The sequence below is a fragment of the Microbacterium azadirachtae genome (assembly GCF_000956505.1).
GTDB lineage: Bacteria > Actinomycetota > Actinomycetes > Actinomycetales > Microbacteriaceae > Microbacterium > Microbacterium azadirachtae_A.
Genome location: NZ_JYIX01000031.1, coordinates 36,413 through 56,951 on the forward strand (window position 1 = coordinate 36,413; position 20,539 = coordinate 56,951).

19 protein-coding genes are annotated in these 20,539 nt (G+C 70.7%); 13 read left to right on the top strand and 6 right to left on the bottom strand.

Going from position 1 to position 20,539, the window contains the following annotated elements:
- Positions 1-67 precede the first annotated feature (67 nt).
- From RS86_RS06585 to RS86_RS06600, 4 genes are all read left to right on the top strand, one after another.
- Complete coding sequence (locus RS86_RS06585) at positions 68-2,116, top strand: hydantoinase/oxoprolinase family protein (protein WP_045271432.1); 2,049 nt, start codon at positions 68-70, stop codon at positions 2,114-2,116.
- Between the two features lies 1 nt (position 2,117).
- A complete protein-coding gene (locus RS86_RS06590; protein ID WP_045271433.1) occupies positions 2,118-3,824 on the top strand; it encodes a hydantoinase B/oxoprolinase family protein in 1,707 nt (568 codons plus the stop codon).
- Positions 3,825-3,974: 150 nt separating this feature from the next.
- Positions 3,975-5,447, top strand: a complete 1,473-nt coding sequence (locus RS86_RS06595; protein ID WP_045271434.1) for an MATE family efflux transporter — start codon at positions 3,975-3,977, stop codon at positions 5,445-5,447.
- A 125-nt stretch (positions 5,448-5,572) separates the two neighbouring features.
- The gene (locus tag RS86_RS06600) at positions 5,573-6,478 is read left to right on the top strand and encodes a VOC family protein (protein WP_045271435.1); all 906 of its coding nucleotides are present in this window, start codon (positions 5,573-5,575) and stop codon (positions 6,476-6,478) included.
- A 137-nt stretch (positions 6,479-6,615) separates the two neighbouring features.
- Here RS86_RS06600 and RS86_RS06605 read toward each other — a convergent pair whose 3' ends face one another.
- Positions 6,616-6,981, bottom strand: coding sequence for a DoxX family protein (locus tag RS86_RS06605; RefSeq protein WP_045271436.1), 366 nt, complete (start codon positions 6,979-6,981; stop codon positions 6,616-6,618).
- A 116-nt stretch (positions 6,982-7,097) separates the two neighbouring features.
- Between RS86_RS06605 and RS86_RS06610 the strand changes: the two genes are divergently transcribed.
- Entirely contained in the window at positions 7,098-7,523 is a 426-nt protein-coding gene (locus tag RS86_RS06610) for a winged helix-turn-helix transcriptional regulator (RefSeq protein WP_045271437.1), read from the top strand.
- 104 nt (positions 7,524-7,627) lie between these two features.
- Here RS86_RS06610 and RS86_RS06615 read toward each other — a convergent pair whose 3' ends face one another.
- Positions 7,628-9,373, bottom strand: a complete 1,746-nt coding sequence (locus RS86_RS06615; protein ID WP_045271438.1) for an AMP-binding protein — start codon at positions 9,371-9,373, stop codon at positions 7,628-7,630.
- A 150-nt stretch (positions 9,374-9,523) separates the two neighbouring features.
- On the opposite strand from RS86_RS06615, the gene manA reads away from it, so the two are divergent.
- From manA to RS86_RS06640, 5 genes are all read left to right on the top strand, one after another.
- Positions 9,524-10,684 carry a mannose-6-phosphate isomerase, class I gene (manA, locus tag RS86_RS06620; RefSeq protein ID WP_045271439.1) on the top strand — a complete coding sequence of 387 codons (1,161 nt, stop codon included), beginning with the start codon at positions 9,524-9,526 and terminating at the stop codon, positions 10,682-10,684.
- A gap of 164 nt (positions 10,685-10,848) precedes the next feature.
- On the top strand, positions 10,849-11,820 hold the full coding sequence (locus tag RS86_RS06625; RefSeq protein ID WP_235281669.1) for a DMT family transporter: 972 nt from the start codon (positions 10,849-10,851) through the stop codon (positions 11,818-11,820).
- 130 nt (positions 11,821-11,950) lie between these two features.
- The gene (locus RS86_RS06630; RefSeq protein WP_045271441.1) at positions 11,951-12,619 is read left to right on the top strand and encodes a hypothetical protein; all 669 of its coding nucleotides are present in this window, start codon (positions 11,951-11,953) and stop codon (positions 12,617-12,619) included.
- Positions 12,616-13,056: a hypothetical protein gene (locus RS86_RS06635; RefSeq protein WP_200892758.1), complete on the top strand. Its 441-nt coding sequence runs from the start codon at positions 12,616-12,618 to the stop codon at positions 13,054-13,056. Before RS86_RS06630 ends, RS86_RS06635 begins: the two co-directional genes overlap by 4 nt.
- 76 nt (positions 13,057-13,132) lie before the next feature.
- On the top strand, positions 13,133-14,545 hold the full coding sequence (locus RS86_RS06640; RefSeq protein ID WP_045271442.1) for an MFS transporter: 1,413 nt from the start codon (positions 13,133-13,135) through the stop codon (positions 14,543-14,545).
- A gap of 48 nt (positions 14,546-14,593) precedes the next feature.
- On the opposite strand, the gene RS86_RS06645 is transcribed toward RS86_RS06640, so the two are convergent.
- The 3 genes from RS86_RS06645 to RS86_RS06655 are packed head-to-tail and all read right to left on the bottom strand — an operon-like array spanning position 14,594 to position 16,921.
- Positions 14,594-14,995 carry a DivIVA domain-containing protein gene (locus tag RS86_RS06645; protein WP_045271443.1) on the bottom strand — a complete coding sequence of 134 codons (402 nt, stop codon included), beginning with the start codon at positions 14,993-14,995 and terminating at the stop codon, positions 14,594-14,596.
- 4 nt (positions 14,996-14,999) lie between these two features.
- Positions 15,000-16,376 (bottom strand): adenylosuccinate lyase, encoded by a 1,377-nt coding sequence (gene purB / locus RS86_RS06650; RefSeq protein WP_045271444.1) that lies wholly within the window; start codon positions 16,374-16,376, stop codon positions 15,000-15,002.
- A gap of 41 nt (positions 16,377-16,417) precedes the next feature.
- Positions 16,418-16,921, bottom strand: coding sequence for a low molecular weight protein-tyrosine-phosphatase (locus RS86_RS06655; protein ID WP_045271445.1), 504 nt, complete (start codon positions 16,919-16,921; stop codon positions 16,418-16,420).
- A gap of 170 nt (positions 16,922-17,091) precedes the next feature.
- Here RS86_RS06655 and RS86_RS06660 point away from each other — a divergent pair, with 170 nt between their 5' ends.
- Together RS86_RS06660 and RS86_RS06665 are read left to right on the top strand one after the other, a co-directional pair.
- Positions 17,092-17,337 (top strand): hypothetical protein, encoded by a 246-nt coding sequence (locus RS86_RS06660; RefSeq protein ID WP_045271446.1) that lies wholly within the window; start codon positions 17,092-17,094, stop codon positions 17,335-17,337.
- A gap of 6 nt (positions 17,338-17,343) precedes the next feature.
- Positions 17,344-18,747 (top strand): hypothetical protein, encoded by a 1,404-nt coding sequence (locus tag RS86_RS06665; protein WP_045271447.1) that lies wholly within the window; start codon positions 17,344-17,346, stop codon positions 18,745-18,747.
- 23 nt (positions 18,748-18,770) lie between these two features.
- On the opposite strand, the gene RS86_RS06670 is transcribed toward RS86_RS06665, so the two are convergent.
- Positions 18,771-19,175, bottom strand: coding sequence for a phage holin family protein (locus RS86_RS06670; protein WP_045271448.1), 405 nt, complete (start codon positions 19,173-19,175; stop codon positions 18,771-18,773).
- A 125-nt stretch (positions 19,176-19,300) separates the two neighbouring features.
- On the opposite strand from RS86_RS06670, the gene RS86_RS06675 reads away from it, so the two are divergent.
- On the top strand, positions 19,301-20,371 hold the full coding sequence (locus RS86_RS06675; RefSeq protein WP_045271449.1) for a histidinol-phosphate transaminase: 1,071 nt from the start codon (positions 19,301-19,303) through the stop codon (positions 20,369-20,371).
- Positions 20,372-20,539: the final 168 nt, after the last annotated feature.

Consider the following 20,539-nt stretch of genomic DNA (forward strand, 5'->3'; position numbering starts at 1 on the left):
TCCGGTCGCCACCGGGCTCCGCGGGCTGCCCGAAAACTCCTCGAACCCCTCGAAAGGAACCCCTTTCATGCCTGAAAACATCCGCATCGCCGTCGACGTCGGCGGGACGTTCACCGACGTGGTGAAGCTCGTCCCGGAGACCGGAGAGCTGCGCTTCGAGAAGGTGCCCACCACGCCCGCCGAACCCACGGCCGGAGTCCTCGCCGCCTTCGACAAGGCGGAGGCCGATCCGGCTCAGGTCTCGATGTTCAACCATGGCAGCACGCTCGGACTCAACTCGCTGCTGACCCGCACCGGTGCCAGGATCGCGACCATCGCCACGCGCGGCTTCCGCGACGTCTACCTGCTCGGCCGCACCGACCGCCGGGTGATGTACGACATCGGCTATCAGAAGCCGGAGGCGCTGCTGGAGCGCTTCGACACCTTCGAGGTGACCGAGCGCAGCATGTTCGACGGCTCGGTCGCGGTGGCGCTGGACGAGGACGACGCGCGGGAGATCGCGCGCGAGATCGGCCGCAGGGGCTACGACGCGGTCGCCGTGGCGTTCCTGCACGCCTACGCCAACCCGTCGCACGAGCTCCGGATGCGCGAGATCCTCGCGGAGGAGGCGCCGGAGCTCGAGATCACCATCTCGCACGAGCTCTCGCGCGAGTACCGGGAGTACGAGCGCACCAGCACGGCCGTGCTCGACGCCTACATCAAACCGATCATGCGCGGCTATCTGCGCGCTCTCGAGGGCGAGCTCGAGCGCCGCGGATTCGGCGGACGCTTCCTCATGTCGCGCTCCGGCGGCGGCGCGATGACGGCCTCGGCCGCGCGGGAGCAGCCGGTGAACCTCATCCTTTCCGGACCCGCCGGCGGAGTCGTGGGGGCGGCGGCCTTCTCGAAGCTCATCGGGCGGCCCAACCTCATCACGATCGACATGGGAGGGACGAGCCTCGACGCCTCCCTCGTGCAGGGCGGAAGCCCTGTGCTGTACCACGGCGCCGAGTTCGAGGGGCTGCCGATCAACACGCCTTCGCTCTACATCCACACGATCGGCGCCGGTGGCGGATCCCTCGGCTACCTGGACGACGGCGGCGCGCTGCAGGTGGGGCCGAAGAGCGCGGGCGCGATGCCGGGCCCGGCGGCGTACGGCAGGGGCGGCACCGAGCCGACGTTCACCGACGCGGCGCTCGCGATCGGCTACCTCGGCACCGACACCCCTCTCGGCGGCGAGCTCACGCTCGACCGCGAGAAGTCCCTCGAGGCCCTCGCCCCGATCGCGGAGGCCCTCGAACTGACGGTCACGCAGCTCGCACGGGGCATGGTGCGGATCTCCAACACCAAGATCATGGGCGCCGTGCGGGCGATCACGATCGAACTCGGGCACGATCCCAAGGACTTCGCGCTGCTCTCCTTCGGGGGAGGCGGCGGCCTCGTCGCGGTCGACGTGGCCAGGGATCTCGGGATCCCCGAGGTGATCGTGCCGCCGGGGCAGGGCGCGTTCTCGGCGCTCGGCATGCTGATGGCGGACGTGCAGCACGACTACTCGCGCACGAGCCTCCAGGCCTTGCACGAGCTGGACGCCTCCGTGGCCGACGCGCTCTACGCCGGCATGGAGAGCGAGGCGAGGGAGACGCTGCGCGCCGAGGGGTTCGACGACGACCGGATGGTCTTCCACCGGGTCGTGGCCGTCCGCTACTCGGGTCAGGAGCATGCGGTCACCGTCACCTATCCCGAGGACGGATCCGATCCTCGCGACGCGATCCGCTCCGAGTTCAACCGTCTGCACGAGCGCCAGTACGGCCACGTCATGGACGATCCCATCGAGACCACGACCCTGCGGCTGAGCGCCCTCGGCGTCGTCGACAAGCCCGACCTGCCGCACGTCGCGCGCCGGTCCGCCGGGGACGGTCCGGTGGTCCGCACGCGCACGGTGGTGCTCGACGGCGACGAGACCGCGGAGTACGCGCTGATTGCCCGCGAGGAACTCCTGGCGGGAGACGCGATCGAAGGGCCGGCCGTCATCACCGAGCACACCGCGACGACTGTCCTGCACGCCGGCGACCGGCTCGAGGTCGGCGACTACGGCGAACTCGTCATCTCGATCCAGTACGCACAGAAGGGAGCGTGACATGGCCGACGCCATCACGACGGAGATCATCAGGCACGGTCTGCTGGCCGCGGCGGAGGAGGTCGCGCGCAACCTGTGCCGCACCGCCTACAACACCGTGGTCTACGAGATCCACGACTACGGCATCGGGATCCACGATGCGCTCGGCGACGTCGTCGCCGACGCGCCGGGCATCGCAGTGTTCACGCGCGGGAACGACGCGGGCATCAAGCACTCGATGGAGTTCCTCGGCGTGGACACGATGGAGCCCGGCGACATCTTCATCCTCAACTTCCCGTACTGGTCGAGCGCGCACACCCTCGATCCGCTGGTCTTCGCACCGATCCACGTGGACGACGTGCTCATCGGCTTCGCCTCCTGCCGTGTGCACATCACGGACCTGAACCAGAAGGATCCGGGCTACGTGCTCGACTCGACGGATCGCTCGCAGGAGGGCCTCATGCTGCCGGCCTCGAAGCTCTATCGCCGGGGCGAGCGCAACGACGACGTGTTCAACATCATCCGGTTCAACAGCCGGATGCCGAAGCACACGATCGGAGACATCCAGGCCCAGGTGTCCGCCTGCGTGACGGGCGTCCGTCGGACGCAGGAGATCGCGGCGCGATACGGCGTCGACACCCTCACCGAGGCGATGCGGACGATCAACGATCACGGCGAGAAGCTCGCCAGGCTCGGACTGGCGAAGCTCCCGAAGGGCACCTGGAGCGCCATCGACTTCGTCGACGACGACGGGATCAACAAGGACGATCTCGTCAAGCTCCAGTGCACGGTCACGGTCACCGACGAGGAGATGGTGGTCGACTGGACCGGCAGCGCGGAGAACGTCGAGGGCCCGATCAATCTCCCGCCAGGGCAGACCGAAGCGCTGTCCAGCCTCATCTTCAAGGCGCTCACGACCCCCGACACCCCGGTGGTCGCGGGCAACTTCGCACCGCTGCGGGTCGTCACCGTGCCGGGGTCGGTCATGCACGCGGTGTCGCCGATGCCGACCTTCACGCTGTGGACCGGCCTGCTGGCCGGCGAGGTGATCCTGAAGGCGCTGGCGCAGGGGATGCCGGAGCTCGTTCCGGCCTGCTCCGGCGGCGACGTCTGCTCGATGATGGGCCTGGGCACGAACCCGCGCACCGGTGAGCCGTGGCAGGAGGCCACGAACGAGGCGGTCGGCTTCGGAGGCACCGCGGTGCACGACGGCGAGGACGGCATCATGCACCTTTCAGAGCCCGGCTGCCGCAACAACCCGGTCGAGGTGCTGGAGGCCAAGTCGTCGATGATCATCGACCACTACGGGTACCGCACCGACACCGGCGGCGCGGGACGGCACCGCGGCGGCGTCGGCGTGAGCAGGTCGTATCGCTTCACGGCGCCGGCCACGGGCATCTGCCTCGTCTACAAGACCAAGACGGATCCCTGGTCGATCGGCGGCGGCGGTGAGGGACAGCCGAATCGGGTCGTGCTGAACCCCGGTACCTCGCGGGAGGTCGTGCAGGGCGGGAGCTACAACCGCCTCGACGCCGGTGATGTGCTCGTCAACCAGACCGGCGGGGGCGGCGGCTACGGTCACCCCTTCGACCGCGACCCTTCGGCCGTCGCGCGCGATGTGCGCAACGGCTTCGTCTCCTCGCAGTCGGCGCGGCAGGACTACGGCGTCGTGGTGACGGCCGAGTTCGGCATCGACCACGCGGCGACCGCGGCGATCCGGGGCAGCTAGATCCCGGTTCCGGCAGGGGGCGGCCGACGGTGATCGGTCGTCCCCTGCCACCGTGAGCGGGAAGAAAGATCCGATGATTGGATCGACATAGTCGAATCGATTCGATAGGATTGCTCGGTTCCGCTCACCTCCGTCCCCCGAAGAGCACTCATGGCCACGCCCCTCACCACCGGCCGCCCCTGGCGCGTCATCCTTGCCTTTGCCGTCCCCCTGCTGATCGGCAACGTCGTCCAGCAGCTCTATCAGTTCGCCGACGCGATCGTCGTCGGCCGCCACCTCGGCGTCGATTCGCTCGCGGCCGTCGGCGCCACGGGCAGCCTGATCTTCCTGCTGATCGGCTTCGCCTGGGGGCTCAGCAGCGGTTTCGCGATCCCGACCGCGCAGTCCTTCGGCGCGGGAGACCACGCCGCGGTGCGCCGTTCCGTCGCCACGGGCACCCTGCTGACCGCCGCCACGAGCATCATCATCACGGTCGGCGCCCCGCTCGTGACCGCGCCGCTGCTCGCCCTGCTGCAGACGCCCGAAGTGCTCATGCCGGAGGCGACCGTGTTCACGCAGGTCACCTTCATCGGCGGCAGCACCGTGATGTTCTTCAACTACCTCTCCGCGGTGATCCGCGCGATCGGCGACTCCCGCACTCCGCTCGTGTTCCTCACCGTCTCGTGCGCGCTGAACATCGTGCTCGTGATCCTCATGGTGGGCACCTTCGAGTGGGGCGTGGCGGGAGCCGCCTGGGCGACCGTCGTCGCGCAGGGCGTCTCGGTCGTGCTGTGCCTCGTGTACGTGTGGCGCAAGCTGCCGGTGCTGCACGTGCACCGCGCCGACTGGAGGGTGACCCGCGACGACGTCGTCCAGCACCTGCGCCTCGGTCTTCCGATGGGCTTCCAGGCCTCGATCATCGCGATCGGCACGATCACCGTGCAGGTCGCACTCAACGTGCTCGGTCCTGACGCCGTGGCCGCCTACACGACCGCCTCCCGGGTGGACAGCATCGCGGTCGCCTTCCTCTCCTCGATCGGCCTTGCCGCCTCGATGTACGCCGCGCAGAACCTGGGCGGGCGTCGCCCGGACCGGATCCGCCGGGGCGTCACGCAGGCGATCTGGATGGCGGTCATCACGGCGGTCGTGCTCGGCGCCCTGCTGGTGCTGTTCGGATCCTCGATGGTGCGCGTGTTCATCGGCGACGGATCCGACGAGGTCGTGCGCCTCGCCGCCCTCATGCTGCTGATCAACGGACTCAGCTACAGCGCGCTCGGCGTGCTGTTCGTGCTGCGCGGCGTGCTGCAGGGCCTCGGGCACACGCTCATCCCGACGGTCACCGGCGTGATCGAGCTGGTGATGCGCGTGGCCGCGGCCGTCGTGCTCGGCGCCCTCATCGGCTACCCCGGCGTCGCGCTGAGCAATCCGCTCGCGTGGCTGGGCGCCGCGGCGCTCCTCATCCCCGCATACGTGAAGGCGCACCGCGCCCTCGCGCGCATGCCCGTGGATCCGATCGAGGTCACCCCGACCACCGCGATCCCCGTGGTCGGGCCCACCGACGGGTCCATGGTCGTCGACGCGGTCATCACGGCGCCGGTGCCGGTGATCACGGCGAGGTCGCGCCTCAAGGCCGGACGCCGCTGAGCCCCGCCCCGGATGGACTGCGGTTCGGGAGCGGTGGACGGATCTCCGGCCGATGCTTGCGGTGCGGGCACGAAGGCGCGCACCCTGGACTCCGGGGGGAGACATCGGCGCGCGAGGAGCTTCCCATGACCCAGCGGATCATCCCGAACATCTGGTGCGACCACAATGCCGAGGAGGTCGGGGCCTTCTACGCCTCGGTGTTCGACCGCACAACGTCGGAGGTCGTCGCGCGCTATCCCGACCGCGGGCTGCCCGAGTTCCAGAGCGCGTTCGCGGGGCAGCCGCTCACGGTCGACGTCACGATCGACGGCTACCGGATCACGCTCATCAACGCGGGCGCCGAGTTCGCGCCGACATCCGCGATCTCGTTCGTCGTCTGCGTGGATCCGCGCGACTTCGGCGGGGACGAGCACGCCGCGCGGGGGTGGATCAACCGCGTCTGGACCCGCCTCGGCGAGGAGGGGCGCGTGCTCATGGACATCGGCGAGTACCGGTTCAGCGGACTGTACGGCTGGATCGAGGACCGGTACGGGGTGAGCTGGCAGCTGAAGCTGATGGACGCCGCGGCGGAGCCGGAGCCGCCGATCATTCCGATGCTGGTGTTCGGCGGACCGCTGCAGAACAGGGCGGAGGAGGCCATCGCGTTCTACGGCGCGCTGCTGCCGCCGTCGGGGATCGTCCGCCAGACGGAGCATCCGGTCACGGCGCCTCCGCGCGTCGACGAGCCGATCACCTACTCGGAGTTCCTGCTCGCGGGGCAGCGCTTCGCGGCGTTCGACTCACCGGTCGACCGGGATCACCCGTTCACGCCGGGGATCTCCCTGCAGGTCGACTGCGACGGGCAGGAGGAGATCGACCGGCTCTGGGACGCCCTCAGCATGGTCCCCGAGGCCGAGCAGTGCGGGTGGCTCGTCGACCGCTTCGGGCTGAGCTGGCAGATCGTCCCGGCGAACATGGCCGAACTCATGCAGCGCCCGAACGCCTACCCTCACCTGATGCAGATGGGCCGCCTCATCATCGCCGACTTCTGAGGGCCCGGCTTCAGGTCGCCCGACTTCAGGTCGCCCTGCGCACGTTCAGGTCGCAGAATCTGCTTCCGCAAACGCCCGGAGAGGACGGAAATCGCGACCTGAACGGCGTTGGTGGGCGACGAGGGGGGCGACAGGCGTCAGCGAAGGGCGAGGAAGCCCAGGACGGCGCTGACGACGGCCAGCGCGGCGAGGACGATCGCCGGGGTGGCCGGCTCCTTGCGTCGCAGGTGCACGACGACCGCGCCGAGCATGATGACGGCGAGACCGGTGCCGGCCAGGGGCGTGAGGATCGGGGCGATCCCGGTCGCGAGCGGCAGGACCAGCCCGACGGCGCCGATGACCTCGAGCGCGGCGATCGCCTTGACCGAACCCGCCGAGAAGTCGTCGGTCCACGCCATCCCGCGCTCGGCGAGCACCGGCTTCGGGGTGATCAGCTTCATGCCGCCGCCGCCCAGCATGGCCAGGGTGAGCAGCGCGTTGACGATCCAGAGGGCGATCAGCATGAGGTTCCTTCTTGTTATCGATCGTCACCTTGTTACGATCAGTAAGTAAAGGATGGGGCATGGTGGAGACGCGTACAAAAGGAACATCGGTGTCACCGGCGCACAGCGGGAGAACCATGACCGTGGCGGCCCCACCCGCGGCCGCCACCTCCCCGGCCGGCCTCGCCGAGTACGAGCGCTCCTGCGAGGGGCACCCTGGCGGCCCGGAGGCGGGCCGGATGATCCGCGAGGTGCTCGACCGCGTGGGCGACAAGTGGTCGCTGCTCGTGGTCGCGACGCTCGGCGACGACGTCATGCGGTTCAGCGACCTGCTGCGTCATATCCCGGGGATCTCGCAGCGCATGCTCACCCTGACGCTGCGCCAGCTCGAGCGCGACGGACTCGTGATCCGCACCGCCTACGCCGAGGTGCCGCCGCGCGTCGAGTACCGGCTCACCGCGCTCGGCGCCACGCTCATCGGGATCGCGCACACGATCGCGCAGTGGGCGATCGCGAACCATTCCACGATCGAGCAGTCCCGCGCCGAGTACGACGCGCGCTGACCTCGGCCCTGCTTCAGGCGTTCAGGTCGCAGAAACTGCCGCTTCGGACCGCCCATATCGACAGAAATCGCGACCTGAGCGAGCAGCGAGCAGCCAGGGATCGCTCAGCGGTGGTCGCGGTCGTGGTGCTGGCCCGACTCGTCGCCGCTCGAGACGCGCTCGGCCTCGCGAGCGCGCAGGTCCACGCGGCGGATCTTGCCCGAGATCGTCTTGGGCAGCTCCGGGACGAACTCGATGATGCGCACCCACAGGTGCGGGGAGAGCTGGCCGCGCGCGTGAGCGAAGATCGAGCCGGCGGTCGCGACGAGGTCGTCGTGCGCCGATGCGGTCAGCAGCACATAGGCCTTCGGCACGGCGAGACGGGTCGGATCCGGGCTCGGCACGACGGCCGCCTCCATGACGTCGGGGTGCTCCAGGAGCACCGACTCGAGCTCGAACGGCGAGATCTTGTAGTCGGAGGCCTTGAACACGTCGTCCGCGCGCCCGACGTAGGTCAGGTACCCCTCGGCGTCGCGCGTCGCGATGTCGCCCGTGTGGTGGAACCCTCCCTCACGGGAACGGGCGGTGGCCTCGGGGTCCGCGTAGTACCCCGCCATCAGCCCGAGCGGACTCTCCGCGAGGTCCAGGCAGATCTCGCCCTCGGCGACGCCCTCGGCGTCGCCGTCGACGCGTGCGCCGGTGACCGGATCCACGAGCACCACCGGATAGCCCGGCAGCGGACGGCCCATGGATCCGTCCTTCACGACCTGGCCCGGCGAGTTGCCCACGCACGCGGTCATCTCGGTCTGCCCGAAGCCGTCGCGGATCGTGCCGCCCCACGCCTGGCGCACCCGGCCGATGACCTCCGGATTGAGCGGCTCGCCGGCGCCGACGAGCTCGCGCGGCGGGTGCGGGAGCCGGCCCAGATCAGCCTGGATCAGCATGCGCCACACCGTCGGCGGGGCGCAGAACGTCGTGACGCGGTGCGTCTCCATGACCTCCATGAGGGTGTTCGCATCGAAGCGGTCGTAGTTGTAGACGAACACGGTGGCCTCGGCGAGGAACGGCGAGTAGAAGCTCGACCAGGCGTGCTTGGCCCAGCCCGGCGAGGAGATGTTCAGATGCACGTCGTCCTCGCGCACGCCCAGCCACCACATGGTCGACAGGTGCCCGACCGGATACGACACGTGCGTGTGCTGCACGAGCTTGGGCCGGCTGGTCGTGCCGGAGGTGAAATAGAGCAGGCTGGTGTCGCCGGCGGGAGTCGGGCCTTCGGGCTCGAACTCATCCGAGGCGTCGTTCGATCCGGCGAAGTCGTGCCAGCCCTCCGGTGCGGCGGCGCCCGCGCTCTCCGGCACCGCGATCCGCAGGAGCGAGGCCGGCAGCTCCGCCACCCGGTCGGTGAGCGAGCCGAGCGTCACGACACCGCGTGCCTCGCCCTTCTCCGCACGATAGGCGAGGTCCGCGGGGGAGAGCAGCGTCGAGGTCGGGATCGCGACCGCTCCGACTTTGGCGAGGCCGAGCATCGTCTCCCACAGGTCGATCGTGTTGCCGAGCATCACGATCACGTGGTCGCCCCGGCGGATCCCGAGTCCGTGCAGCCAGTTCGCGACCTGGTTCGAGCGCCGCGCGAGCTCGCCGTACGACCAGCTGCGACTGGAGAGGTCGGCCGAGACGATCTGCACCGCGGGCCGGTTCGGCGTCTCGCCGGCCACCACGTCGAACCACTCCAGGGCGAAGTTGAACTCGCGGAGCTCTGGCCAGCGGAACGCGTTGCGGGCGCCGGCGTAGTCGCTGGCGTGCGCGAGCAGCAGGTCGCGGGCGGCACGGATCGCGGAGGTCGCCGCGGTCGCGGCACGGGGCTGGCTCATGGAGCCATCTTGGTCCGTCTCGGTTCGAAGCGCGAGAAACGCGGATCCGGGGCTCGGAATACAGCCATTCGCGCGCTTCGAAACGGCGGGAACAGAGCGGCCGGGGGCCTTACGCTGGCAGGGATCCCCTCCAACCCTGAACGGAGCCGCATGAGCGCGCACGAGAACGAGCTCTTCGTCCAGATCGGCAACGAGCCGCGCGACTACGCCTGGGGCAGGGTCGACGGCGTCGCCGGTGTGCTGGGCACGGCAGGCACCGGTGGTCCCGAGGCCGAGCTGTGGCTGGGCGCGCACCCCGGCTCGCCGGCCCGGACGGCGGACGGGACTCCCTGGCCCACGCTCCTCGACTGGGAGCGGCAGAGCGGGGCGAAGCTGCCCTTCCTGCTCAAGATCCTCGTGTCGGGCGGTCCGCTCTCGCTGCAGGCGCACCCGACGCCGGCGCAGGCGGAGGCCGGATTCGCCGACGAGAACCTGCGCGGCGTTCCGCTCACGGCCGCGCACCGCAACTACAAGGATCCGTACGCCAAGCCCGAGCTGATCGTGGCCCTCGAGGACGGCTTCGAGGCGCTGTGCGGGTTCCGCCCCGTCGCCGAGATCCTGGCCGACGTCGATGCCCTCGCCGCACGCGCCGGATCCGATTCCCTCGCCCCCTGGCGCCAAGAGCTGAGCGGGCCGGACGGCCTGCGCGCCGGGTTCTCCTGGCTGCTCGCCGGCGCTGCGGGCGTGGACCTCGCCGTCGCCGCACTGGTGGCCGCGGCGTCCGGCGATGAGCGCTTCGAGCTGCTCACGCGTCTCGCCGAGACGTACCCCGGCGACCCCGGGATCGCGGTCGCGCTCATGCTGCGTCACGTCACGCTCGCCGCGGGGGAGTCGCTCTGGCTGCCGGCAGGCAACATCCACGCGTATCTGCGCGGGGCCGGCGTCGAGCTCATGGGCCCGAGTGACAACGTGCTGCGCGGCGGGCTCACCCCCAAGCACGTCGACACCGCAGAGCTCGAGCGGGTGCTGACGTTCACGGCGTCGGAGGACGACCACCTGGTGCCCGTCGCGGTCGCCGAGAATGTGCAGAGCTACCGTCCGCGCATCCACGCCTCGGGCGCCGACGTGCCGTTCGAGCTGCTCGCGATCACCGGCGACGCGACGATCGCGCTCGCCGGTTCGTCGATCGCGATCACGACGGACGGATCCTTCGCGCTGTCCTCCGGCGGTGCGACGGCCGATGTCCCACGCGGCGCGGCCGTGTTCGCCACCCGCTCGGCGGACGTGCAGGTCGCCGGATCCGGACGGCTCTGGATCGCGACCGCCGGCTGACGCGGCGCGCTCGCGAGAGCGCCGCCCGTCCGGTCGTTGAGCGAGCTCCGCGAGACGAAACGCGCCGTCCTCGCTCAACGACCCCGGGCGTCGGCTTAGCCGTCCTCGCTCAACGTCCCTGGGGGGAAGAGCCTTCGCGGCGCGGAACCGCGTAGCGTATGACTGTGAACCAGTCCGCCTCCCGCCGCGTCCTGGGGCTGTCCGTTCCGGAGTGGGCCCTCGTCGGGATCACGATCATCTGGGGCGGCACCTTCCTCGTCGTGCACACCGCGATGCAGCACTCGGGGCCCTGGTTCTTCGTCGGGTTCCGGTTCCTCGCCGCGGGGCTGTTCGCCGCGGCGATCTTCTGGCGCTCGCTGCGCGGCATGACCTGGCGCGAGATCGGCGCCGGCGCGGCCATCGGCGCCGCGATCTACGGCGGCTACGGTCTGCAGACCGCGGGCCTTCAGACGATCGACTCCAGCACCAGCGCGTTCATGACGGCGTTCTACGTGCCGCTCGTGCCCCTGCTGCAGTGGCTCGTGCTGCGCAAGCCGCCGCGCGCGCTGACCCTCGCCGGCGCGGGCCTCGCCTTCGCCGGCCTGCTGCTGGTCGCCGGCATCGGATCCCGCGGGGTCCATCTCGGCGAGGGCGAGATCCTCACGCTCATCAGCACCCTGCCGATCGCGGGCGAGATCATCCTGATCAGCCTCTTCGGCAGACGATTCGACGTAGGCCGGCTGACCGTCGTGCAGCTGCTCACCGCATCGCTCCTCGGCTTCGCGACCATGCCCGCCGTCGGCGAGAGCATCCCCGCCTTCGACCCGGTCTGGCTGATCGCCGGCCTCGGCATGGGCCTGGCGAGCGGACTGATCCAGCTCACCATGAACTGGGCGCAGCGCTCCGTCTCCGCGACCCGCGCCACCATCATCTACACCGGCGAACCGGTGTGGGCGGGCGTGGTCGGGCGCATCGCGGGGGAGCGGATCCCGCCGCTCGCCATTCTGGGAGCGGCCCTCATCATCGCGGGCACCCTGCTCAGCGAATTGCAGCCGCGGCGGAAGAACGGCCGCACGGTCGAAGACCCGGATCCCGAGCAGTGGTCCGACGATCCTGATCCGGATGCGACGGAGCTCAGCTCCCGAGCGGGCGCCTAGGATCCCGCGCGTAGACTGGCGGAGTCCGCCCATCTACCGGGGCGGCCGTAGAACCCGTCGAAGCGGTTGCTGAGGCTCGGTCCCCGAGGCCGCTCGAAGGGCTCGAAGCACAGGGACCCGAGGATCCGTCATGCCCGCCACACGCACGTTCCAGCTGCGCCACGTGCAGCTCGCGCGCGCCGCCTTCGCTGCGGTCGCGGCGCTCATGATCACCTTCTCCGCGAACCACTCCGCGTTCGTGGGGCTGGCGGTGTTCAGCGGGTTCGCCCTGGTCACCGCGCTGATCCACATGCTCGCGGCCTGGCTCGTCGCACCTTCGGGGTGGCGCTGGCCGTACGTGCTGCTCGCGGCCATCGCGATCGTCACCGGCATGGCCAGCAGTATCCCGGCCTGGCGCACCACGCCGATGTTCTTCGTCGTGGTGATCGCCTGGGGCGCACTCGGCGGACTCGTCGAGCTCATCGCCGGGATCCGCGCCCGCCGCCAGGCCCGCACCGGGACCGCGCCGGCCGTGATCGCCGACGGCGCCCGCGATGCGATCCTGATCGGATCCCTGGGGCTTGCCCTCGCCGTCGGCCTGCTGTGCGTGCCGACGACCTATGCGCTCAACTACTCCATCGCCGAGGCCGGCTCGTTCACGCTGACCGGGATCACCCTGGCCGTCGGGATCTTCGGCGCCTACGCCGCCATCGTCGCGGTCTTCCTCGGCATCGCCGGGCTCAGCCCCCGCGCCCGCGCCACTGGTGCGGGCACCGACACCGCCGGCAGGGCGCCGGCCGAGAACGAAGGATCCGCATGACCGAGAAGACCAGGCGCAGGGATCTGTTCCGACCGTTGCAGCTGGTCGGCCTGTCGCTGCTGTGCGGCCTCTTCGCCGGTGTCGTGACGCTGATCGCCACGGGCGCGTTCACCGACAAGGTGATGCGCATGGTCGACAAGGGCACCTACGGCGCCATCCCGCCGTGGAACCTCGCGTTCATCGTGACGGGCGGGATCTTCATCGCCGCCCTGCTGATCCTGTCGATCCTGATCCTGGCCGTCGACCCGTCGGACTTCACGAAGCCGCACGACCGTCCGGTGCTGTACGACGACGACGCCGAGTCCGCGGATGCCGCCGCAGTGGGAGCCGCCGCTGCGGCGGATGCGGGATCCACTGGATCCGATGAGTCGGCCGCTCCGTCCGATGCGGACGACGCCGACGACGCTCCCGGATCCGGGACGCCTTCCGCCTCCTGACCGGCCGGATCCCCGTCCCGCCGCACGCGGGCTCGGGAATAGCCCGCGCTCCGCACGGCTTGTCACGAGGGTGAGCATGACGATCGACCGCGCAACGGTGGGCTTCCGTTCCGAGCGCGGTCCTGTGCTGCTCTCGCTCATGCTCGCGATGGGCCTCATCGCGATGGATGCGACGATCCTCGCCACGGCCGTGCCGAGCGTGGTGCGCGACCTCGGCAGCTACCAGCAGTTCCCCTGGCTGTTCTCGGTCTACCTGCTCGCGCAGGCGGTGAGCGTGCCGATCTACTCCAAGCTCGCGGACACGGTCGGCCGCAAGCCGATCGTGCTGATCGGAATCGCGCTGTTCCTCCTCGGATCCATCCTGTGCGGACTCGCGTGGAGCATGCCGTCGCTCATCCTGTTCCGACTGCTGCAGGGCCTGGGTGCGGGAGCCGTGGGCCCGATGGTCGCGACCATCGTTGGCGACATCTACACGCTGTCCGAGCGGGCGGTCGTGCAGGGGTACATCGCGAGCGTCTGGGCACTGTCCTCGGTGGTGGGGCCCGCGCTGGGCGGGGTGTTCGCTCAGTTCGACGCCTGGCGCTTGATCTTCTTCATCAACATCCCGCTGTGCCTGATCGCGGCCTGGATGCTGCTGCGGCACTTCCACGAGCAGATCGAGAAACGCCGGCATCGGATCGACTACGCGGGCGCGGTGCTGCTGACGATCGGTCTCACCGCGATCATCGTCGGCGTGCTCGAGGGCGGGAACGCCTGGGCCTGGCAGTCGGTGCCGAGTCTCGCCTGCTTCGTCGGCGGGGCCATCGCCCTCGTCGCGTTCGCGCTCGTGGAGCGCCGCGCCGCCGAGCCGATCATCGACCTGCGGCTGATCTCGGGCCGCCTCATCCTCACCACCACCCTCGCGTCGCTCGCGATCGGCGCCCTGCTGACGGGCATCACGAGCTTCGCGCCGGCCTATCTGCAGGGCGCGATCGCCGTGCCGCCGCTGCTCGCGGGGCTCGCCGTGGCGGCGCTCACGCTGGGGTGGCCGCTCTCGGCGGCGAATGCGGGACGACTGTACCTGCGGCACGGATTCCGATTCACCGCGCTGCTCGGAGCGTCGATCGCGACGCTCGGCGCGATCGGGCTGGCGCTCATCGGGCCGTATCCGAACGCCTACTCCCTCGCCGCAGTCGCCTTCGTGATCGGCTTCGGCCTGGGCTGGACGGCGGCGCCCACTCTCATCGTCGCGCAGGCCTCGGTCGGCTGGGGCGAGCGCGGCGCGGTGACCGGCATGAACACGTTCGCGCGTTCGGCGGGCAGCGCCGTGGGCGTGGCCGTGTTCGGCGCGATCTCCAACGCCGTCATGGCGTCGGGCGGTGGATCCGGGGATCCGGCCACCGTCGTGCGCGCCTCGACCTGGGTGTTCATCGCGGCGGCCGTGACCGCGGCGCTCGTGCTGGTCGCCGTCTTCGCGATGCCGAAGGACCGCGCGGGCGACCACGGCTGAGGGTCTCCCGGCCAGATCTCGTTCGCGGCCCGCGTGCGGTGCTCGACGTCAGCTGTCGCCGAGCATCCGCATCGCGATCATCACCGCGGTCGCCACGACCGCCAGCACGCCGATGCCCCTGATCCCGAGGACGAGCCAGCGAGGGCGATCGCCGGGGAGCGGCGCGCTCGACGCCGCTGCAGAAGGGCCGGCGTACGCGCGGAGCCGATCCGCGACTGCGTCGAGCAGCTCGTCGACGGCATCCGCGTCGTAGCCCTCGCCGCTCAGTGGGACGTCGGTGAACTGCGCGAGCACGACCGACTCTGCCGAGAGGGGGCCCTGGCGGCCCTCCTCCCAGGACCGCAGGGTCGCGACGCACTCGTCGAGGAAGTCGTCGACCTCGTCGATCGCGTAGCGCGCGCCCGCTCGGCGGCGCGCGAGACGGGCGGCCGAGAGACCGGCGCTGTCCATGCCGCTACTTCGCGAGCGTCTCCGCGAGGCCCACGTAGGTCGCCGGGGTCAGGGCCAGCAGGCGCTGCTTCGCGGCGTCGCCGATCTCCAGCCCCTGAACGAACTCGGCGAGCTCGGCGGCGCCCACGCGGTGACCGCGGGTGAGCTCCTTCAGCATCGCGTACGGGTCCTGGATCGTGGAGCGCCCCGCGACGACCTCCGCGCGGATCGCCGTCTGGATCGCCTCGCCGAGCACCTCCCAGTTCGTGTCGAGGTCGGCGAGCAGGACGTCGCGCGAGAGCGAGATCTCGTTGAGGCCGCGGCGCAGGTTGTCCAGGGCGAGCAGGGAGTGCCCGAACGCGACGCCGATGTTGCGCTGCGTCGTCGAGTCGGTGAGGTCGCGCTGCAGACGGCTCGTGACCAGCGTCTGCGACAGGGATCCGAGCAGCGCACCGGAGAGCTCGAGGTTCGCCTCGGCGTTCTCGAAGCGGATCGGGTTGATCTTGTGCGGCATGGTCGAGGATCCGGTCGCGCCCGCGACGGGGATCTGGGCGAAGTAGCCGAGCGAGATGTAGGTCCAGATGTCGGTCGTGAGGTTGTGCAGGATCCCGCCCGCGTGACGGACGTGGTCGTACAACTCGACCTGCCAGTCGTGCGACTCGATCTGCGTGGTGAGGATGTTGAAGTCGATCCCGAGGCCCTCGATGTACTCGCGGGCGATGCGGGGCCAGTCGGCGTCGGGCTCGGCGGCGAGGTGCGCCGACCATGTGCCGGTCGCGCCGGAGAACTTCGCGAGGTACTCGGATCCCTCGATCCGCTTGACCACGCGCTCCAGGCGCCACGCGAAGACGGCGATCTCCTTGCCCATGGTCGAGGGCGTCGCGGGCTGGCCGTGCGTGCGCGACAGCATCGCGGCGTCGGCGTGCTCGATCGCGAGCTCGCGGAGCTTGGCGATCACGTCCTGCAGGGCGGGCAGCCACACGCGCTCGACGGCGCGCTTGACGGTCAGCGCGTAGGAGGCGGAGTTGATGTCCTCGCTCGTGCACGCGAAGTGCGTGAGCTCGGCGATCGCGTCCAGGCCCAGGGTCGACAGGCGGTCGCGGACGAGGTACTCCACGGCCTTCACGTCGTGGCGGGTCACCGCCTCCTTCTCGGCGAGCCAGTCGATCTCGGCCTGGCCGAAGTCGAGGTAGAGGCCCCGCAGGCGCTCCTTGTCGGCGTCGGCGAGGGGCGCGGTGCCGAAGAGCGAGCGGTCGGTGAGCGCGATCAGCCACTCCACCTCGACCTCGACGCGGGCGCGGTTGAGCCCGGCCTCGGAGAGGTAGTCGGCGAGAGGGGCGACCGCGGCGCGGTAGCGCCCGTCGAGCGGGCTGAGGGGCTGCACGGGAAGCGAGGCGGTCACGGGGGTCCTCCGGGAAGAGTCGTGGATCCGGACCGCCTGTGTCACGGACGTGACGGTCGGATGGCGGGTTCGAGCTGACGGAAGAGGCCGTGGCTCGCGCTCTCGATCATACCGAGCACCTCATCGAACACCCGGGCGTCGGCGTAGTAGGGGTCCGGCACGTCCAGCACGGTCGGGTTGTGCTCGAACGAGAGCAGCAGGGTCACCTTGCCCTCCTCCGACTCGTCGCGGGCCCACTGCTTCAGGATCCGCTCGTGCGTGCGGTCCAGGGCCACGACGAGGTCGCTCCCGGTGAAGGACTCGTAGGTGAACTGGCGCGCGCGGTGCTTGGTCCCGTCGTAACCGCGGCGGGCGAGGGCGTCGATCGTGCGACTGTCGGCCTGCTCGCCCACGTGCCAGTCGCCCGTGCCGGCGCTCGTCGAGACGATCCGGTCGCCGAGTCCCTGCTTCGCCGCGATGTCGCGGAAGACCACCTCCGCCATCGGGGACCGGCAGATGTTCCCCGTGCATACGAAGATGACGCGGAACGGATCCGACTCGGTCATCCCTCCATTGTGCCGCACCGGATCCGCCGACCCGTGCGCGGATTCCCGCCGCGGTGTCGGATGCCATGCACGGGGCGGTTCGTCCTCCACACGCAGCGGCCTGCTCCCGGTGCGCACGGGTTGCGCGACGAGGCCTCCGCGGTGCTCCGGTGACGGGCAGGCTGGCGGCCATGATCACCTTCGCCCCGGACGCCGCCCCGGGATCCTGGCAGCTCGCCGAGGCACTGCTCCGCTGCGAGAGCGCCCGTGAACGCATCGAGGCGGCCGTCGTCGCGCTGCGTGCGATCGAGGCCGACTGCGGATGGCGCTCGAGGAGCGTCGAGTTCCTGCAGCGGGAGCTGGAGACCCAGCGACAGGCGCTCGGGGTGGCGCGGGAGTCGCTGCCGTCCATCGAAGCGGCGCTGCAGGCGGGGTGAGCGCGGATGGCCGATGACGTCGAGATCACTCATGGCGGCATGATCGCGGTCGATCCGGATCGGCTGCGGACGACGGCGGGCCGGGTGCGGGCCGAGGCAGGGGAGGTCGCGTGCGCGCGACAGGATCTGCTCGCGATCCCGGGCCTCGTCGACGACGTCCCGCTCGCCCGCGGGTTCCCGGCGCTGTGGTCGGCGGCGGCCCGACTGCAGAACGTCGAGGACGCGCTGGAGCGGCTCGCCGGCGGGGTCGGCACGATGGCGGACGTGTACGAGCTGGCCGATCTGCGCGCACGGCAGGCCATGCTCGGCGCGGGCGATGTCGCGGCCGCCCGGGATCTCCGCCGCCGCGAGGAGCGGCTTCTGGCCGGTGATGCGAGGCTGTCCGCTCTTGACGAGCGACTGCAGGAGAGCTGGCGGCGGGGCGTGGCCGAGGGCTTCGCTCCGGGGGGCGAGCCGGGGTCGCTGCCCGGGGCGGCCGGCGATGCGCTGCTGCTCGGGCTCAGCCCCGCGCTGTTCCTGCTCCAGAGTGTGCTCGGGTGGAACACGCGGGTGCAGGCGGAGGGCGCGCAGCGCCTGATGACCTCCGTCGCGGCCGAGAATGGCGTGGTGCGCCCGGCGCCGCTCGCGCCTGCGCCCGGTCTCGTCCTGATGGCGGATGCGCGAAGCCCGGCGGGCGTCAGACCCCGGGCGGGGGATGTGGTGATCGATCGCGGACCTGCCGCCACGATCCCCGCCGGACCCTCGACCCTCGCCGGGGCGGTGTCGCGCATCCCCTTCGGGCGTTCGTCGCAGGTACGGGTCGAGACCTATCGGATGGGCGACGGTGCGCAGCGCTTCGTGGCCTACATCGACGGCACCCGTGGCCGGTCCGCCGAGGAGCCGTGGTCGTTCGCCTCGAATCTGCGGATGTACTCCGAGCACGCCGAGGCCGACTCCTACAGGGCCGTCGCCGAGGCGCTGCGCGATGCCGGCGCCGGCGCGGACACCCCGGTGGACCTGGTGGGGTACTCGCAGGGCGGGATGATCGCCGGCCTGCTCGCGCAGTCCGGCGAGTTCGACGTGCAGGGCGTCGTCACCGTGGGATCCCCGATCGAACCCGTCCTGCCGGACGACGTGCTGAGCGTCGCCGTCCGGCATACCGACGACCCGGTCGCCGGCCTCGCGGGCGGCGGCAGTCCGAACGGCACGGGCTCGCCGGACAGCCTGGTCATCCGTCGCACGGTCGCTCCCGGTCACGGGACGGATCCGCAGATCCCGGCGCACCTGCTCGACGGCTATGCGGAGACGGTGCGTCGCGCCGAGGCCTCGGGGGACGAGCGGATGGCGAGGATCGCCGAGCACTTCGCGGTGCTCGACACCGCGACGTCGATGACGTCGACCGACTACACCGCCCGACGGGTCACGGGATGAGGGGGAGCACCCGTGCCGTGGTGTCAGCGATCGCGGTCGCGCTGCCGCTGCGGGCGCAGGATCGCGTTGAAGACCGCGTTGATCACGGCGATGAGGAAGGCGGCGACGATCGTCCAGCCGAAGCCTCCGAGCGCCAGACCCCAGCCCCAGAAGCCGGTGATCCAGGCGGTGAGCCAGAGCAGGAAGCCGTTGATCACGAGCGAGATCAGGCCGAGCGTGAGGATGTACAGCGGGATCGCCACGATCTTCACCACGGTGCCGACGATCGTGTTCACGATCGCGAAGACGGCGCCGATCGCGAGCAGCGTGACGAGCAGCGGGACCATGCCGCCCGGGGGATAGGGGGTGACCGAGACCTCCAGGACCGTGATCAGGCTCACGACCCAGATGGCGAAGGCGTTCACGATGACGCGGATCAGGAACCTCATGATGCCGATTGTCGCATCCGCACCCGGGATCCGCCCAGGAATCCTCCGGGCCTTCCGCGACGGCGGACCGGCTGTCGCGCCCGCCCGGCCGGAACAGTCCGGGTAGCCGGATCTAGACTCGACGCGTGAGCGAAGAGATCCTGCCCCGCATCCGCGAAGAGATCGCGGCCCTTCCGCCGTACCGCCAGGGCAAGCAGGCCGGTGCCGACGCGTTCAAGCTGTCCAGCAACGAGAACCCGTTCGACCCGCTGCCCTCGGTCCTCGCCGCGCTCTCCGACGCGACGCCGATGAACCGCTACCCCGACGCGACCGCGGGTGCGCTGCGCGCGCGCCTCGGCGAGCGCTACGGCGTCGCGCCCGATGCGGTGCACGTCGCCTCTGGCAGCGTCGCGATCCTGTACCAGCTCGTGCTGGCCGCCGCGACCGTCGGCGACGAGGTCGTCTACGCCTGGCGCTCCTTCGAGGCCTACCCCGGACTGCCGCTCGTGGCCGGGGCGACCGGGGTGCAGGTGCCGCTCACCGCCGACGCCCGCCACGACCTCGACGCCATGGCCGCCGCGGTCACCGAGCGCACCCGCGTGGTGATCGTGTGCACGCCCAACAACCCGACCGGTCCGATCGTCACGAGCGCCGAGTTCGCGGCGTTCGTCGAAAAGGTGCCGCAGGACGTGCTGATCGTGCTCGACGAGGCCTACGCCGAGTTCGTCACCGCACCCGACGCCGTCGACGGCCTGGCCGAGCGCATCTTCGAGGCGCACCCCAACGTCGTCGTGCTGCGCACGTTCTCCAAGGCGTACGGGCTCGCGGGCCTGCGCGTCGGCTATGCGATCGGCCACCCGCGCGTGCTGGATGCGGCCCGCACGACCGCGATCCCGCTGTCGGTCACCGCGGCCGCCGAGCGCGCCGCGATCGCCAGCCTCGACGCCGAGGACGAGCTGCGCGCCCGCGTCGCCGTGATCGTCGAGCGCCGCACGGAACTGGTCGAGGGTCTGCGCGCACAGGGCTGGGACGTCCCGGACGCCCAGGGCAACTTCGTCTGGCTCCCCACCGGAGAGGCGACCGCCGACGTCGCCGCCGCGTTCGAGGAGGCCGGCCTCATCGTGCGCGCGTTCCCCGGGGATGGGATCCGGATCTCGGTCGGCGAGGCGGAGTCGCTGCCCCGCGTGCTCGCCGTCGCCGCCGCACAACGGGCCTGACGGCCCGCCCGCCCGCCGCGTCTGCGCCTGCCGCGCCTGTCGCGCGCGTACGGATGCAGGACGAGGGCACAGATGCAGGACCGATCTGGCGGATCCGTCGTGCATCCGTGCCGGGATCGTGCATCCGTCGCGCGGGCGTCCGTCGTGAGCCCGTTCCGATGCAAGGCG

Bases quoted from the DNA above. Each gene is read 5' to 3' on its own strand.
- manA (WP_045271439.1), top strand. From the start codon at position 9,524: ATGAGCGCGCACGAGAACGAGCTCTTCGTCCAGATCGGCAACGAGCCG.
- RS86_RS06610 (WP_045271437.1), top strand. From the start codon at position 7,098: ATGACCGTGGCGGCCCCACCCGCGGCCGCCACCTCCCCGGCCGGCCTC.
- RS86_RS06630 (WP_045271441.1), top strand. From the start codon at position 11,951: ATGCCCGCCACACGCACGTTCCAGCTGCGCCACGTGCAGCTCGCGCGC.
- RS86_RS06605 (WP_045271436.1), bottom strand. From the start codon at position 6,981: ATGCTGATCGCCCTCTGGATCGTCAACGCGCTGCTCACCCTGGCCATG.
- RS86_RS06590 (WP_045271433.1), top strand. From the start codon at position 2,118: ATGGCCGACGCCATCACGACGGAGATCATCAGGCACGGTCTGCTGGCC.
- RS86_RS06670 (WP_045271448.1), bottom strand. From the start codon at position 19,175: ATGAGGTTCCTGATCCGCGTCATCGTGAACGCCTTCGCCATCTGGGTC.
- RS86_RS06655 (WP_045271445.1), bottom strand. From the start codon at position 16,921: ATGACCGAGTCGGATCCGTTCCGCGTCATCTTCGTATGCACGGGGAAC.
- RS86_RS06585 (WP_045271432.1), top strand. From the start codon at position 68: ATGCCTGAAAACATCCGCATCGCCGTCGACGTCGGCGGGACGTTCACC.
- RS86_RS06645 (WP_045271443.1), bottom strand. From the start codon at position 14,995: ATGGACAGCGCCGGTCTCTCGGCCGCCCGTCTCGCGCGCCGCCGAGCG.
- RS86_RS06635 (WP_200892758.1), top strand. From the start codon at position 12,616: ATGACCGAGAAGACCAGGCGCAGGGATCTGTTCCGACCGTTGCAGCTG.
- RS86_RS06615 (WP_045271438.1), bottom strand. From the start codon at position 9,373: ATGAGCCAGCCCCGTGCCGCGACCGCGGCGACCTCCGCGATCCGTGCC.
- RS86_RS06595 (WP_045271434.1), top strand. From the start codon at position 3,975: ATGGCCACGCCCCTCACCACCGGCCGCCCCTGGCGCGTCATCCTTGCC.
- RS86_RS06640 (WP_045271442.1), top strand. From the start codon at position 13,133: ATGACGATCGACCGCGCAACGGTGGGCTTCCGTTCCGAGCGCGGTCCT.
- RS86_RS06600 (WP_045271435.1), top strand. From the start codon at position 5,573: ATGACCCAGCGGATCATCCCGAACATCTGGTGCGACCACAATGCCGAG.
- RS86_RS06660 (WP_045271446.1), top strand. From the start codon at position 17,092: ATGATCACCTTCGCCCCGGACGCCGCCCCGGGATCCTGGCAGCTCGCC.
- RS86_RS06665 (WP_045271447.1), top strand. From the start codon at position 17,344: ATGGCCGATGACGTCGAGATCACTCATGGCGGCATGATCGCGGTCGAT.